Origin of the sequence: Rodentibacter mrazii, assembly GCF_001998825.1 — a bacterium.
GTDB classification, from domain to species: domain Bacteria; phylum Pseudomonadota; class Gammaproteobacteria; order Enterobacterales; family Pasteurellaceae; genus Rodentibacter; species Rodentibacter mrazii.
The window spans coordinates 17,109-31,600 of sequence record NZ_MLHG01000003.1; the positions used below are offsets into that span (position 1 = coordinate 17,109).

The window sequence follows — 14,492 nt, forward strand, 5'->3', positions numbered from 1 at the left end:
TTAGATGGGGGCTAATATGAAAAGACTATTACTACTTTCTCTATTTTATACCGATACGGTATTTGCTCATCCTCATGCTTTTATTGAAATGCAAAGTAAACCGTTGATTGAACAAAATCAATTAATTGGCTTTTCGATGAAATGGACATTGGATGAACCAAGTTCTTCAGCGATTCTGTATGATATGAAGCAGGCACGCAGCGAGGTTGAGCAACAAAAATTGATCGATGATGTGATGAACAATGTGGTGAACGAACATTATTTTAGTTATTTTTTTGATAAAAATAACAACAAAATTAAATATAAAAAACAAATACAAAATTATGGTGTAAATAAGGAAGGGGCAAAAGTTCAATACTATTTTGATTTTTTATTGGCACAACCTCAGCGATTAAAGAATAACGAATTTACGCTGATGACTTACGATAGGACTTATTATGTTTCTATGTATTATCTGGAGGAAAAAAGTGCGGTCGATTTTTCTGCACTTCCAGAAAACTGCAAAGGGGAAATCATTGAGCCGAATGTGGATGAGAAAATACGATTCTATGCCTCATCGCTCGATAAAACTCAAAAAGATGAGGATGATTCTCTCGGTATGCTTTTTGCACAGAAAATAAAAATTCAATGTGAGTAGGTGTAGCTATGAAGTCTGTTTTTCCATTTAAATGGTTGATTGCATTACTTGCCGTATTTATTGGTATTTTTTGGTTGTTACCTTGGCTTTTTATGAAAACCATAGGGTGGCAGCAGATGTTTAACCGATTGATATCTGAAAATCTTCACGCTATTCAGCAACATTCTACTTCGGCAGGCGTGTTATTAATTACGGTAAGTTTTCTATATGGTGTATTGCATGCGCTTGGGCCGGGCCATGGCAAATTTATTATTGCAAGCTATTTATCTACGCACGAAAGTGAACTAAAACAAAGTGTGAAATTAAGCTTACTTTCCTCACTTATGCAGGGAATTGTGGCAATTACTGCAAGCTCCATTATTGTGGTGATTCTAAATCTCTCCTCTCGCTATTTCAAATTAAGCCAATTATGGTTGGAACGTAGTGCGTTAATTTTATTACTCGGGCTTGGGATTTATTGGATTTATCAAGGAACGAGAAAATCAGCAAAAGCCTTTCGTATTAAATCCGTTCGGCTGACTCATTTGCCGTTACAAAGTGCGGTCAAAATTAACCGCACTTTTAAAGCGGATTGTGGCTGTGGACATCAACATTTACCGAACGCGGTTCAATTAAAGCAAGCCAATAGTTGGAAAAGCCAATTTCTTGTGATTATGAGTATTGGTTTACGCCCTTGTACAGGGGCAATTTTTGTGCTTTTCCTTGCTTATATGACGAATCTTTTCATTTGGGGGATTTTTGCTACGTTAGCGATGTCAATCGGCACTGGGCTGACGCTTTCCCTTTTTGCTATTTTGGTGCGTTATGCTAAGAATATAGCAATACAACTAGGGAAATGGTACGGGGCGAAAGCATTAAATCGATATAGCGGACAAATAGTAAAAATCGTTGCAGGTAGCATGATGATTTTCTTTGCGTTAACGTTACTTTACGGCACAACCCTTGAATCGATTGGTGGCGTAGTATTGTTTGGAAAGTAAAAAATAAAAATAAAACCCATCAAAATGATGGGTTTAACATCTTTTGGTTGCTAATTTAGAATTCGTAAAAGGAGACAAACAAATCCTAAACCAAAAGAGAAATTGGCTCCTCCTGCTGGACTTGAACCAGCGACATATGGATTAACAGTCCACCGTTCTACCGACTGAACTAAGGAGGAATAAATTCTGTATCACAGTGAATCGGAGGCGAATTTTAATGATCGAGTAATAGTTTGTCAACGGGTAAAATAAAAAAATTCAAAAAAATTTTAACGTATTTTTCTATCCACAAAGACTGTGGATAACTTTGTGGATTAAAATAAAATAAGATCTGGTAATGCTGATAAATACTGGGATTGTACAATGCGGGACAGTAATTGATTGCAAAATGACGTTTCCTTATTTATCAATTAGTTAAGTAAAGTCCAGCAAAAAATATAAAAAAAGTTTTCAATTTTGTGAGGTTTTTCTCTTGACATCGCTAACACTGTGTAAAACTTACCTTTTTCACTCTATATGGAGTAAGAAATATGCTAGAATAGCGCCAATAAAAACTCATTCAATTTTAACCGCACTTTTATGGCAGAAAAAATTAACAGTAAACCTTTTATTCTTCATTCCGATTTCAACCCTTCCGGCGATCAGCCTCAAGCCATTGAAAAACTCGCTGAAAATTTAGATGACGGGCTTGCCCACCAAACCCTTCTTGGGGTAACGGGATCGGGTAAAACTTTTACTATCGCCAATGTGATCGCAAAACTGAATCGTCCGGCGATGTTACTTGCACCAAATAAAACTCTTGCCGCCCAGCTTTATGCAGAAATGAAGGCTTTTTTCCCTGAAAATGCGGTGGAATATTTCGTTTCTTACTATGATTATTATCAACCTGAAGCCTATGTGCCAAGTAGTGACACTTTTATTGAAAAAGATGCCTCCATTAATGATCAAATTGAACAAATGCGTCTTTCCGCAACCAAATCCTTTTTGGAGCGCCGTGATACGATTGTGGTGGCTTCGGTTTCTGCTATTTACGGTTTGGGTGATCCGGATAGTTATTTAAAAATGATGTTGCATTTGCAACAGGGGGCGATCATTGACCAACGACAAATTCTTGCCAAATTGGCAGAATTGCAATACACGCGTAACGATCAAGCCTTCCAGCGTGGAACATTTCGTGTGCGTGGTGAAATTATTGATATTTTTCCTGCAGAATCTGACGATATTGCCGTCCGTATTGAATTATTTGATGATGAAATTGAACGATTAAGTTTGTTTGATCCGCTGACGGGTCATCATTTAGGTGCGGTGCCACGCTATACGGTGTATCCGAAAACCCACTATGTTACGCCGCGTGAACGCATTTTAGATGCCATCGAAAAAATCAAAGCAGAGTTGGTACAACGCCGTGAATATTTCATCAAAGAGAATAAATTGTTGGAAGAACAGCGCATTAGCCAGCGAACAATGTTCGACATTGAAATGATGAATGAATTGGGCTATTGCTCCGGCATTGAAAATTACTCGCGCTATCTTTCCGGTCGGAATGAGGGTGAACCGCCACCGACATTGTTCGATTATATGCCCTCTGATGCCATTTTGATTATTGATGAATCCCACGTGACCGTCCCACAAATCGGCGGAATGTATCGTGGCGATCGTTCACGCAAAGAAACGTTGGTAGAGTATGGTTTCCGTTTGCCTTCCGCCTTAGATAACCGCCCGTTGCGTTTTGAAGAATTTGAACGCCTTGCGCCGCAAACTATTTATGTTTCCGCTACACCGGGACCTTATGAATTAGAAAAATCCGGCGATGAAATTATCGATCAAGTGGTGCGTCCGACAGGCTTGCTTGATCCGGAAATTGAAATTCGTCCCGTTGCTATTCAGGTGGACGACTTACTTTCCGAAGCACGCCAAAGAGCGGACAGAAATGAGCGTGTTTTAGTGACTACCCTTACCAAAAAAATGGCGGAAGATCTCACGGATTATCTGGATGAACACGGTATTCGGGTACGTTATCTCCATTCGGATATTGACACTGTTGAACGGGTGGAAATCATCCGTGATTTACGTTTAGGTGAATTTGATGTACTGGTCGGTATTAACTTATTACGTGAGGGCTTAGATATTCCGGAAGTCTCACTGGTGGCAATTTTAGACGCAGATAAAGAAGGTTTCTTGCGTTCTGAACGTTCGCTTATTCAAACCATTGGCCGTGCTGCACGTAATCTGAAAGGAAAAGCAATTTTATATGCTGATAGCATTACTAAATCCATGGAAAAAGCCATCACGGAAACCAACCGCCGCCGTGAAAAACAAATGAAGTACAATGAAGATCACGGTATTGTTCCTCAAGCCTTAAACAAAAAAGTGGGCGAATTACTGGATATTGGTCAAGGTGTAACGAATAGAGGGAAAGGTAAATCACGTGGAAAAACGGTGGCAGAACCGACCGCACTTTATAACGCACCGAAAAATGCCAAAGAATATCAGCAACAGGTCAAAAAACTGGAACAGCAAATGTACAAATTTGCTCAAGATTTGGAATTTGAAAAAGCAGCTGCTATTCGGGATCAACTTCACCAATTAAGAGAACAATTTGTGATGAGCGAATAAGGAAAATAGCGTGTTATATCGGGAAGTAATATAGTATTGCACTGTATAATGTTAATGTGATGATAAAACTCGGTATTATTTTTTTGGTTACGATAGTCATGATGAATGTCCCTAACAATAAAAATAATATAACGATAGTTTTTAGGCCAAAATCATTGATTATATTTACTATATCCTTCCCGGAAAACGCACTGTTAAAGACAATGATTCCAATCATTGCTTGGGCACTATAACTTATTGATTTATAGATAAATCCCTCTTTATTGTTTAGATGTTTATTTTCTTTTAGAAAGAAAGGGGATATTCTAAAGATAAAAATAGTTATTGCTGAGAAAAGAATTAAAAAGAGAATGTTTGTCATTTTTTCTTACCAATATAATCAAAAGTAGCTAATGAAATACCAATTAAAAATGGTGCGATAATCATTGTATATTCTTTAAATAAGAATAGAAATATAGGTGCCAATAATAATCCTATCCAATACGCGCTAATATCAAGATAGTCCGGCCAATGTTTTGCTGCTAAAGCGGTAAATTGTAATGGCAAAACAATTTTCACTATTTCATAAAATAGAGGCGAGCTAATCTCTGAGCCGGTATAGTAGCCAATAAGTGTTGATAAAACAGATACCAAGTAAATGGGTAACCCGACACCTAAGAAGTATAAAAAATAGTTTTCTTCCTTATTTTTAAATCTAGAAATGCAGGCTGAAAAAACAGATGGAACAATCAGAATGCTTGATAAAAAAATGTTTTTATATGAAATATTTTTAAAATAGCCGGACAACGCTGATGACATTAAAATAAATCTAGAGTTTAGCGCTAAAATTATTGGAATTAGAGATATTCCTGAACTATAGCTTTGGATAAGAAGAAATTGTAATGGGGTTGAAAATATAAAAATACTTGTCGCCATTACCTCAAATAAACTTAAACCTTGACTGGCACCTAAAGCCCCAATAGGGACATATAGAAAAATAAAAGCCAACCCAAAAGATATTGAATCTTTTAGCCCGGCATTAAATGATTTATTTGAAAATAATTTCATTAGATATATCTCGCTTGTTCTATATTAAAAATCGTTTTCTTGGTGCTTTACTTATTAGAGCGCTAAAAGCCTTTTTTAGATACTTCACTAGTCATGCTTGATTATTAATATTCTTTTCATAGCTAAATAATAAAATATTGCGCTCGCTATCAGATTAACAAATCTAAAATTTCTCTTAGATTGGATTTAAACCACTATAATAGATGAAGAAAGAATTTTAAATCTGTTTGTTAATAGGATGTTAAATTTGTGAGTTAGATCACAATTTTTAAGATAATTATTGGAAGGAAACGTTTAGAGAGATTTATACTATATTCAAGATTTATCGCCGTTATGTTACAAAAGGGCAAGTAAATTTGCCCTTATTGTGTATGAAACTATTTATACTCTACCAAAATATCACTTTCGGCCACACTATCACCGTAAACTGGTAATAAGGTTTTTTCGTAGGCTTGTTTGAGTACGCCTTCTTTTGAAAGTTTTTCAATTTCAGTGTTGAGCCAATTTAATAAATCCGCTGCATCTTTACGAACGGCAGGGGCAATGACATCTTGATCGCCGAAACTTTTCACGCCCACAGTATAACCCGGATTTTGTTTTACCCAAGCAAATAAGAAAGTGTTGTCATTTGATAGCGCATCCCCTCTGCCGTCTCGTAAGGCTTCAAAAGTTTCCGTATTTTGTTCAAATTTTAATAATTTGATATTCGGATAATTTTTTGTGAAGAAAATATCCGCCGTGGTGCCTTTATCAACAATGAGTGTTTTGTCTTTTAATTGCTCAAGATCGGTAATTACCGCACCATTTTTTGAAACCACCCCAAGGGCAACTTTCATATAAGGATTAGCAAAATCAACCACTTCTTTTCGTGCAGCCGTTACAGTGAAATTGGCGAGGATAATATCCACTTTTTTGGAAAGTAAATATTCCGCACGATTGGCGGCATCCACCAACACAAATTCCGCCTTATTTTCATCACCTAAGAGATCTTTGGTGATGGCTTTGCCGATTTCCACATCGAAACCTTGGCTTTTGCCTTGGGCATCTACATAGCCGAAAGGCGGCTTGTCGCTGAATACACCAATACGAATTTTGCCGGCTTGTTTCAATTGCTCAATGGTTGAGAGAGTTTGTGAAGTCTCTTTGCTTGACGTATTGTCATTGCAGGCAGTAAGCCCTAGGGCTAAGGTTGCAGTGGCAAAAAGTGCGGTTAAATTTTTAAATGTTTTCTTCATAGTTTGTTCCTCTCGGTTCATAGTTTAAGATGTTTAAAAATGTTTTCGCCCGATCCGTGGTAGGGTTGGTGAAAAAATCTTCCGGCTTGGCTTGCTCAATGATTTGCCCTTTATCCATAAAAACAATACGATTTGCCACTTGCCGGGCAAACCCCATTTCATGGGTGACAATCAACATTGTCATGCCTTCTTTGGCAAGCCCTAATATCACATCAAGTACCTCGCGTACCATTTCGGGATCGAGGGCGGCGGTGACTTCGTCAAACAACATAATTTCAGGATTCATACAAAGTGCACGTACAATAGCGATTCGCTGTTTCTGCCCACCGGAAAGCTCACGTGGGTAGGCGTTTTTTCGATCAAATAATCCCACACGTTTTAATAATTCATCTGCTTGTTTTTCGGCTTCTGCCCGATCACGTTTCTGAACCTTTAAAGGTCCGAGTAAAATATTGTCGATCACTGATAAATGGGCAAATAATTCATAGCTTTGAAATACCATTCCAATTTGTTGCCGAGCATTGATCCAACTTATCTCTTTGCCAAGTTCGCCGGCATTTTGGAGCAATAATTGACCGCTCTTTATGGGCTCTAGGCCGTTTAATGTACGAAGTAATGTGCTTTTGCCGCAGCCGGACGGGCCTAAAATCACCACGACTTCGCCTTTTTCGACGGAAAGATTAATCCCTTTTAGTGCTTCAACCTCGCCATAGTTTTTAACAAGATTTTTTATTTCTAGTAATGCCATATATATTCCTTTAGCTTTCCCAACGGGTTTCTAAATAACGGGAAAATAATGAGAGCGGATAACAGATTACAAAGTAAAGAAAGAAAATGACCCCGTATATCCAGAGTGCCGCTGATTGATTGCTAAAAAGTGAGTGTTCAATAATTTGTTGACCCACTTTAATCACCTCTATTACACCGATTAACATCGCTAAAGAGCTGGTTTTCACCATTCGGGTGAAAAGATTGATGGCACTTGGGGTGACACGTTTTAGACTTTGGGGGATCAAAATATAAATAAAGGTTTGAAAAGGCGTTAGTCCTAAAGCATAAGCGGATTCAACCTGATGTTTTTCGATGGAGGTTAACGCGCCGCGCACAAGATCGCCCATTTCTGCGGTTCCCCAAAAAATAAATACCCAAATGCAGACGGTGATAGCGTCTAAATGTATTCCAAACCATTTTGCTAATCCAAAGTAGGTGATAAACAGTAGAACAAGCAAAGGGATGATGCGGACAAATTCTAAATAAACTTGGCAAATCACTTTAATTACGGCATTTTTGCTTGTCATTACCACCCCTAAAATTACTCCAAAAAGACAGGCAAAAAAGACGGAAACGAAGGCAATTTCAGCCGTCACCCAAAGACCGCTTAGCAGTCTGGTGAGATTATTGCCTTGGAATAATAATTCAAACCCCATATTTTGCTCTCCGTGTACGTTGTTCTACATAACGAATAAAAATTGAAATAGGTAGCAAAATGACTAAATAAAACACCACTAATAAAAACAAGGCTTCGTTGGTTTTATAATCCATTCCGATAATTTCTTTTGCCATAAACATGAGTTCTGCTACCGCAACAGCACTAATGACAGAGGTTTCTTTCATTAAAAACAGACAATTCGCACCTATTGCGGGGAGAGAAATCGCTAATGCCTGCGGAAAAATAACATAGCGAAAAGCTTGAAATGGTGTTAAACCAATGCTGAGTGCAGACTCAATTTGACCTTTGGAAACCGCTTCTAAACCACCACGAATCGCTTCTGCCATGTAGCTTCCGCCCAAAAAAGCTAAGCCGATTACCCCGCAAGTAAAACCGTCTAATTTGATGCCGATTTTTGAAAGCCCGAAGTAAAGGAAGAAAACTTGAATCAATAATGGGGTATTGCGTGAAAGTTCAATATAACTTTTTACCAACCAATTTAATGCTTTAAAGTTATAACTATTGATGACTGCACAGATCGTGCCAATAATAAATGAGAATAAAATCCCCCAAAACGAGAGGGCAAGGGTTATCAATGTTGCATCAACAAAGCGTGGTAACACGCTGATAATGTAGTCCCAATTCATTGTTTCTTTTATGACATAAGCGTTTTCGTAGGCATTATAGTAGAGAAGATTTTTCTCATCGGGAAAGAATTGAAATGAATTAGTTATAATGGAATGGAATAAATGAATTCTTGGTATTGAGATAAAAAAGTGTGGTGAAAACGGGCAGCCTTTTTGTAAGGCGGAAATATTTTGTTGTCAAAAGTGGAGCAGAATACTATTTAACATAAAAGTGACGCTAAACCTTATAAATACCAGATGGGGGAGTCGAATTTTTGCAGTTACCGACTCTTTTTTCTGATTAAGAAACAAGCAACAATTAGTTCTATTATACAGACTTATCTGAGTATTGAGAAATGTTTCATCTAAAATTAGGTAAAGTAAAAGAATTGTCATAATTCCCTTTACAAAGGGCGGTCAGTTTTGGCATTATTTTTTCAAAGCTACAAAAACGATTTACGTGCTTGGAAACTAAAAGAGCAGAAGTTTAGTGAACGCCAGTATGATCATCTAAGAGCCGTTTTTTCTGTTTCTGGTGCATACCGTACCTAGAAAATAACGAAAATTATATTGGTTAAATTTCTCTTAACGGTAGGGGGTATGGGGAGAAGTAGTGTACTCCAGATTTCAAAGGTTTTCCGGTTCGTATAAGTTACCGCCTAAAGTATGGAAACTTCAGCGGTAGTCTTCAATAATTTAACTTTGGAGCTATTAGCGATGATCTATCTATTCTGTGGCATTTCATATCAAACTTCCGGTAAGCCTTATCTACGCTTACATCATATTGAGGCAGATAATGTCACTCAAGCATGGAATTATCGGCTAGTCCTCCCAATAGGACAAATCAGCTCCGAAATATCACTCCTCTATTTCTAACCGTACGGAGGTTGTTTATGGCTAGAATCCCAACCCATTGCGCTTTATCAATGAAAAACACGGGTAAAGTTCACACCGCGATCCGAAAAGCTAAAGCCATTTTGACACTTATTCAAAATGATGGTGTAAATAATGGCGAATTAGAAGGATTTTTCAGTAGTGAAAAAGTAATCAGAGACGCATTAAGAGTTGTGAATGATCTCCTTGAACAAGCCGAACAATCATCAAAAGTTGATTTTTATTTTGTGAAAGAGGGGAAAATATTGGCTGATGTAACAATGAAAGAACATTTATCTACAGCAAAGTTAAGTGATAGGAATATCAAAAGGCAAATTTAAAATAATAGAGAGGAATATAATAGCACGATTATACACCTCATTTTTCCGCTTGCTTTGTGAACCTTACTCTGATTATTGCCAGTCGTAAAGCCTGGTAAGCGTTAGAGGGGAATAACTAAAGTGCGGTCGATTTTGCGGAAAAATTGTGTAAATGGAAAGCCCTGCAAACACCGGATAAAACAAAGCCCTGCGTTAAGTTCCGCAGGGCTATGAAAGGGATGGTGCGACTAGCTGGACTCGAACCAGTGACCCCCACCATGTCAAGGTGGTGCTCTAACCAACTGAGCTATAGTCGCGAATGCGGTGGATAATAAACAGTTTTTTTTATGAAGACAAGTAATTTTCTTTAGTGATTATTTCAAATGATAAAAAAATAACCAAAATGAGAAGAGAGTGTAGGGAAGTCTTTTTTGATTTTGGCTTCTTTTAGGCGTATAATGCGCGCCGATTTATATTGCCCAAAAAAATATTTGGGTGAGTGGTTTATTTAAAGTTAGCAAAATATTTACGGAGTAGAATGATGTCTAGAAGGCTAAGAAGAACGAAGATTGTATGTACTATGGGTCCTGCAACTGATCGCGATAACAATCTTGAAAAAATTATTGTAGCAGGTGCAAACGTAGTTCGTATGAACTTCTCGCACGGTACACCCGAAGATCATATTGAACGTGCCGAACGTGTTCGTTCTATTGCGAAAAAATTGGGTAAAACTGTGGCAATTTTAGGTGATTTACAAGGTCCTAAAATTCGGGTTTCTACTTTTAAAGATGGCAAAATTTTCTTAAATGTTGGTGATAAATTCATTCTTGATGCTGAGTTACCAAAAGGTGAAGGTTATCAGGAAGCAGTAGGGTTAGACTACAAAACCCTTCCTCAAGATGTTGTTCCGGGTGACATTCTTTTATTAGACGATGGACGTGTTCAACTAAAAGTACTATCAAGCGAAGGAGCGAAAGTATTCACTGAAGTGACTGTTGGTGGTCCGTTATCAAACAATAAGGGGATTAACAAATTAGGTGGTGGTTTATCTGCTGATGCATTAACTGAAAAAGACAAAGCAGATATTATTACTGCGGCACGTATCGGTGTTGATTTCTTAGCGGTTTCTTTCCCTCGTTCAAGTGCAGATTTAAATTATGCGCGTGAACTTGCTAAACAGGCCGGCTTAAATGCGAAAATTGTTGCTAAAGTTGAACGTGCCGAAAGTGTGGCAAGTGATGAAGCAATGGACGACATTATTTTAGCATCTGATGTTATCATGGTTGCTCGCGGTGACTTAGGTGTTGAAATCGGTGATCCTGAATTAGTGGGTGTTCAGAAAAAATTAATTCGTCGTTCACGTCAATTAAATCGTGCAGTGATTACCGCTACACAAATGATGGAATCCATGATTAGTAATCCTATGCCGACTCGTGCGGAAGTCATGGACGTCGCGAATGCGGTATTAGATGGTACTGATGCTGTAATGCTTTCAGCAGAAACGGCTGCGGGACAATATCCGTCAGAAACCGTTGCAACAATGGCTCGAGTTTGTTTAGGGGCGGAAAAAATGCCTAGCATAAACGTGTCTCGTCATCGTATGGATAAAGAGTTTGATGATATTGAGGAAGCCGTTGCGATGTCTGCAATGTATTCAGCAAACCATATGAAAGGTGTGGCGGCAATCATTACTTTAACCCATACCGGTCGTACTGCGTTATTAATGTCCCGTATTAGCTCAGGTTTACCTATTTTTGCCTTATCTCGTAATCAAGAAACTTTAAACCTTTGTGCGTTATATCGTGGTGTGACACCGGTATTCAGCGATGCTGAATCTCGTAGCTCAAATGGCGCACAAACAGCAATTGCTTTATTAAAAGAAAAAGGCTATTTAAACTCTGGCGATTTAGTGCTATTAACTCAAGGTGATGAGTTAATGAAACATACTAACGTATGTCGTACTTTGATCGTTGAGTAATAGGCGAATTAGAATCAAAAGAGCGGTGGGATTTCCCACCGTTTTTTATTTTTCTATTTAGGAATAAAAACTAGTCGAGGAAATCTCCTCAAAATTATTCATAAATCACTAAAGTGATTTATTCACCCCTTCAGCCGTTGGCAAAGCCAACGTTCAAAAAACTTTGTTTTTTGTGACCGCACTTTTTTCTTAAACCTCCTCTCTATTTGCGGTATCATAAACGCCAGTTCTTTTTGTATTTCAAACTATCTATGGCCTCGAAACCGCAAATTACCTCATCAGATAAACAAACCGCACAAGTTAGCATTCCTCCTCATTCCCTTGAAGCCGAACAAGCCGTATTGGGCGGTATTATGTTGAGTAACCAACATTGGGATGGTATTGCCGAGCGTGTAATTGCCGATGATTTTTACACCTTTGCACACCGTGCAATTTTTCAAGCAATGGAAGATCTCATACGAAACCAATCGCCCATTGATTTGATTACACTTGATCAGGCACTAAAAAATAAAGGGATCAGTGAAGAAGTCGGGGGCTTTGCGTATCTTGCCGAGCTGTCGAATAATACGCCAAATGCTATCAATATTTTGGCGTATGCGGATATTGTTCGAGAAAAAGCGATTTTGCGCGAATTAATTTCCGTGGGAAATCGTATTGCGGAAAAAAGCTATTCCCCCAAAGGGCAAGACATCAAATTGATTTTGGATGAAGCGGAACGGGAAGTTTTTGCTATTGCTGAAAAACGGAGTTCTTCCAATGAGGGACCGCAAAATGTAATTAGTGTGTTACAGAATACGATTGAACGTATTGATACCTTGAGTAAAGTAAAAAATCATTCCGGTGTAACCGGCGTAACAACAGGTTTTACGGATCTCGATCGAAAAACGGCGGGGCTTCAGCCTTCCGATTTGATTATTGTCGCCGCACGTCCTTCCATGGGGAAAACGACCTTTGCGATGAATTTATGTGAAAATGCCGCCATGGCAAGTGATAAGCCCGTATTGGTATTTAGTTTAGAGATGCCGGCGGAACAAATTATGATGCGTATGATTGCTTCCCTTGCCCGTGTGGATCAAACGAAAATTCGTACCGGTCAAGGTTTGGATGAAATTGAGTGGAATAAAATCAGCAGTGTATTCGGTATGTTTAAGCAGAAGAACAACCTTTATATTGATGATTCTTCCGCCTTAACACCAACGGAAGTGCGGTCTCGTGCACGGCGTGTTTATCGTGAAAATGGCGGACTGAGCCTTATCATGGTGGATTATTTGCAGCTTATGCGTGCACCGGCATTTTCCGATAACCGTACTTTAGAAATAGCGGAAATTTCGCGTTCATTAAAAGCCTTAGCGAAAGAGCTGGAAGTCCCAGTCATCGCACTTTCTCAGTTAAACCGAACCTTAGAACAGCGAGCGGATAAACGTCCGGTAAACTCGGATTTACGTGAATCAGGCTCTATCGAGCAAGATGCCGATTTGATCATGTTTATTTACCGTGATGAAGTCTATAACGATAATTCTGAAGATAAAGGCGTGGCGGAAATTATCATCGGTAAACAAAGGAATGGTCCGATCGGTCGTGTACGTTTGAAATTTAACGGGCAATTTTCACGTTTCGATAATCTTGCAGAACAGCGAGAATATCATGATGACTATTAAGGAACAATAATGAACGTAAAACCGGCAACCGCGAAAATTAGTTCACGAGCTTTAAAACACAATTTAGCAGTGATTAAACAAAAAGCACCTCATAGCAAAATTATTGCCGTAGTTAAAGCCAATGCTTATGGGCATGGGGTAGTATTTGTCGCATCAACTTTAGAGAAAGATGTTGATTGTTTTGGTGTAGCGCGTTTGGAAGAGGCTCTTGCACTACGTTCAAACGGTATCACAAAACCTATTTTGTTATTGGAAGGCTTTTTTGCTGAAAAAGATTTGCCTATTTTGGCTGTGAATAATATTGAGACCATTGTTCATAATCATGAGCAGCTTGAGGTTTTAAAACGGGCAATTCTGCCAAGCCCAATTAAAGTGTGGCTTAAAATTGACACCGGAATGCACCGTTTAGGGGTTGCGCTTGACGAAGTGGAGGAATTTTATCAAGAACTGAAAAAACTTCCTCAAATTCAACCGCACTTAGGTTTTGTCAGTCATTTTAGTCGGGCTGATGAACTTGAATCCGATTATACACAACTTCAAATTAATCGCTTTTTATCTGTGACCCAAGATAAACAGGGAGAACGTAGTATTGCTGCCTCGGGTGGGATTTTGTTTTGGCAAGAATCCCATCTGGATTGGATTCGTCCCGGTATTATTATGTATGGTATTTCGCCAACGGATACTGTGGGGGCTGAATTTAATTTAACTCCCGTTATGAATCTGAAGTCTTCTCTTATTGCCGTACGTAATCACAAAAAAGGCGAGCCTGTGGGCTACGGGGGGATTTGGACAAGCCCGTGTGATACGAAAATTGGCGTTGTCGCCATTGGTTATGGCGATGGTTATCCGCGCGATGTGCCGGAAGGTACGCCCGTCTATTTAAATGGACGTATAGTACCGATTGTAGGACGTGTATCCATGGATATGCTTACCGTAGATTTAGGTGCGGATAGCCAAGATCAGGTTGGTGATGAAGCGATTTTATGGGGTAAAGAATTACCGATTGAAACCGTAGCCCAATTTACCGGTATTTTGAGCTATGAATTGATTACAAAATTAACACCGCGTGTTATCACCGAATACGTGGACTAGA

General features: G+C 38.7%; 14 protein-coding genes and 2 tRNA genes. 8 read left to right on the forward strand and 8 right to left on the reverse strand.

What is annotated here, in order from left to right:
• Window positions 1-16: 16 nt before the first annotated feature.
• Both zevA and zevB read left to right on the forward strand, forming a co-directional pair.
• The gene (zevA, locus tag BKK47_RS00135) at window positions 17-637 is read left to right on the forward strand and encodes a zinc transporter binding subunit ZevA (RefSeq protein WP_077492960.1); all 621 of its coding nucleotides are present in this window, start codon (window positions 17-19) and stop codon (window positions 635-637) included.
• Between the two features lie 8 nt (window positions 638-645).
• Window positions 646-1,617 (forward strand): zinc transporter permease subunit ZevB, encoded by a 972-nt coding sequence (gene zevB, locus BKK47_RS00140; protein ID WP_077492931.1) that lies wholly within the window; start codon window positions 646-648, stop codon window positions 1,615-1,617.
• Between the two features lie 103 nt (window positions 1,618-1,720).
• Here zevB and BKK47_RS00145 read toward each other — a convergent pair.
• A tRNA-Asn gene (locus BKK47_RS00145) sits at window positions 1,721-1,796 on the reverse strand.
• Window positions 1,797-2,196: 400 nt separating this feature from the next.
• Here BKK47_RS00145 and uvrB point away from each other — a divergent pair.
• Window positions 2,197-4,233: an excinuclease ABC subunit UvrB gene (gene uvrB / locus BKK47_RS00150; RefSeq protein WP_077492932.1), complete on the forward strand. Its 2,037-nt coding sequence runs from the start codon at window positions 2,197-2,199 to the stop codon at window positions 4,231-4,233.
• Window positions 4,234-4,246: 13 nt separating this feature from the next.
• Here the strand turns inward: uvrB and BKK47_RS12845 are convergent, their stop codons facing one another.
• From BKK47_RS12845 to BKK47_RS00180, 6 genes are all read right to left on the reverse strand, one after another.
• On the reverse strand, window positions 4,247-4,594 hold the full coding sequence (locus BKK47_RS12845) for an AzlD domain-containing protein (RefSeq protein WP_077492933.1): 348 nt from the start codon (window positions 4,592-4,594) through the stop codon (window positions 4,247-4,249).
• Window positions 4,591-5,280 (reverse strand): AzlC family ABC transporter permease, encoded by a 690-nt coding sequence (locus BKK47_RS00160; RefSeq protein ID WP_077492934.1) that lies wholly within the window; start codon window positions 5,278-5,280, stop codon window positions 4,591-4,593. The genes BKK47_RS12845 and BKK47_RS00160 overlap by 4 nt, the downstream gene beginning before the upstream one ends.
• Before the next feature lie 377 nt (window positions 5,281-5,657).
• Window positions 5,658-6,515: a cysteine ABC transporter substrate-binding protein gene (locus BKK47_RS00165; RefSeq protein ID WP_077492935.1), complete on the reverse strand. Its 858-nt coding sequence runs from the start codon at window positions 6,513-6,515 to the stop codon at window positions 5,658-5,660.
• Window positions 6,499-7,263 carry an amino acid ABC transporter ATP-binding protein gene (locus tag BKK47_RS00170; RefSeq protein WP_077492936.1) on the reverse strand — a complete coding sequence of 255 codons (765 nt, stop codon included), beginning with the start codon at window positions 7,261-7,263 and terminating at the stop codon, window positions 6,499-6,501. Before BKK47_RS00170 ends, BKK47_RS00165 begins: the two co-directional genes overlap by 17 nt.
• Before the next feature lie 10 nt (window positions 7,264-7,273).
• Window positions 7,274-7,942 (reverse strand): amino acid ABC transporter permease, encoded by a 669-nt coding sequence (locus tag BKK47_RS00175; RefSeq protein ID WP_077492937.1) that lies wholly within the window; start codon window positions 7,940-7,942, stop codon window positions 7,274-7,276.
• The gene (locus BKK47_RS00180) at window positions 7,932-8,591 is read right to left on the reverse strand and encodes an amino acid ABC transporter permease (RefSeq protein WP_077492938.1); all 660 of its coding nucleotides are present in this window, start codon (window positions 8,589-8,591) and stop codon (window positions 7,932-7,934) included. The genes BKK47_RS00175 and BKK47_RS00180 overlap by 11 nt, the downstream gene beginning before the upstream one ends.
• A gap of 645 nt (window positions 8,592-9,236) precedes the next feature.
• Here BKK47_RS00180 and BKK47_RS12290 point away from each other — a divergent pair.
• The gene (locus BKK47_RS12290) at window positions 9,237-9,446 is read left to right on the forward strand and encodes a hypothetical protein (RefSeq protein WP_143529551.1); all 210 of its coding nucleotides are present in this window, start codon (window positions 9,237-9,239) and stop codon (window positions 9,444-9,446) included.
• Between the two features lie 50 nt (window positions 9,447-9,496).
• Window positions 9,497-9,784 carry a hypothetical protein gene (locus tag BKK47_RS00185; RefSeq protein ID WP_208603954.1) on the forward strand — a complete coding sequence of 96 codons (288 nt, stop codon included), beginning with the start codon at window positions 9,497-9,499 and terminating at the stop codon, window positions 9,782-9,784.
• Between the two features lie 219 nt (window positions 9,785-10,003).
• On the opposite strand, the gene BKK47_RS00190 is transcribed toward BKK47_RS00185, so the two are convergent.
• A tRNA-Val gene (locus BKK47_RS00190) sits at window positions 10,004-10,080 on the reverse strand.
• A gap of 224 nt (window positions 10,081-10,304) precedes the next feature.
• Between BKK47_RS00190 and pyk the strand changes: the two genes are divergently transcribed.
• The 3 genes from pyk (at window position 10,305) to alr (ending at window position 14,491) form a co-directional block, all read left to right on the forward strand.
• Window positions 10,305-11,741, forward strand: coding sequence for a pyruvate kinase (pyk, locus tag BKK47_RS00195; protein WP_077492939.1), 1,437 nt, complete (start codon window positions 10,305-10,307; stop codon window positions 11,739-11,741).
• 251 nt (window positions 11,742-11,992) lie between these two features.
• Window positions 11,993-13,399: a replicative DNA helicase gene (locus tag BKK47_RS00200; protein WP_059365314.1), complete on the forward strand. Its 1,407-nt coding sequence runs from the start codon at window positions 11,993-11,995 to the stop codon at window positions 13,397-13,399.
• A gap of 9 nt (window positions 13,400-13,408) precedes the next feature.
• Window positions 13,409-14,491 carry an alanine racemase gene (gene alr / locus BKK47_RS00205; protein WP_077492940.1) on the forward strand — a complete coding sequence of 361 codons (1,083 nt, stop codon included), beginning with the start codon at window positions 13,409-13,411 and terminating at the stop codon, window positions 14,489-14,491.
• Window position 14,492 lies beyond the last annotated feature (1 nt).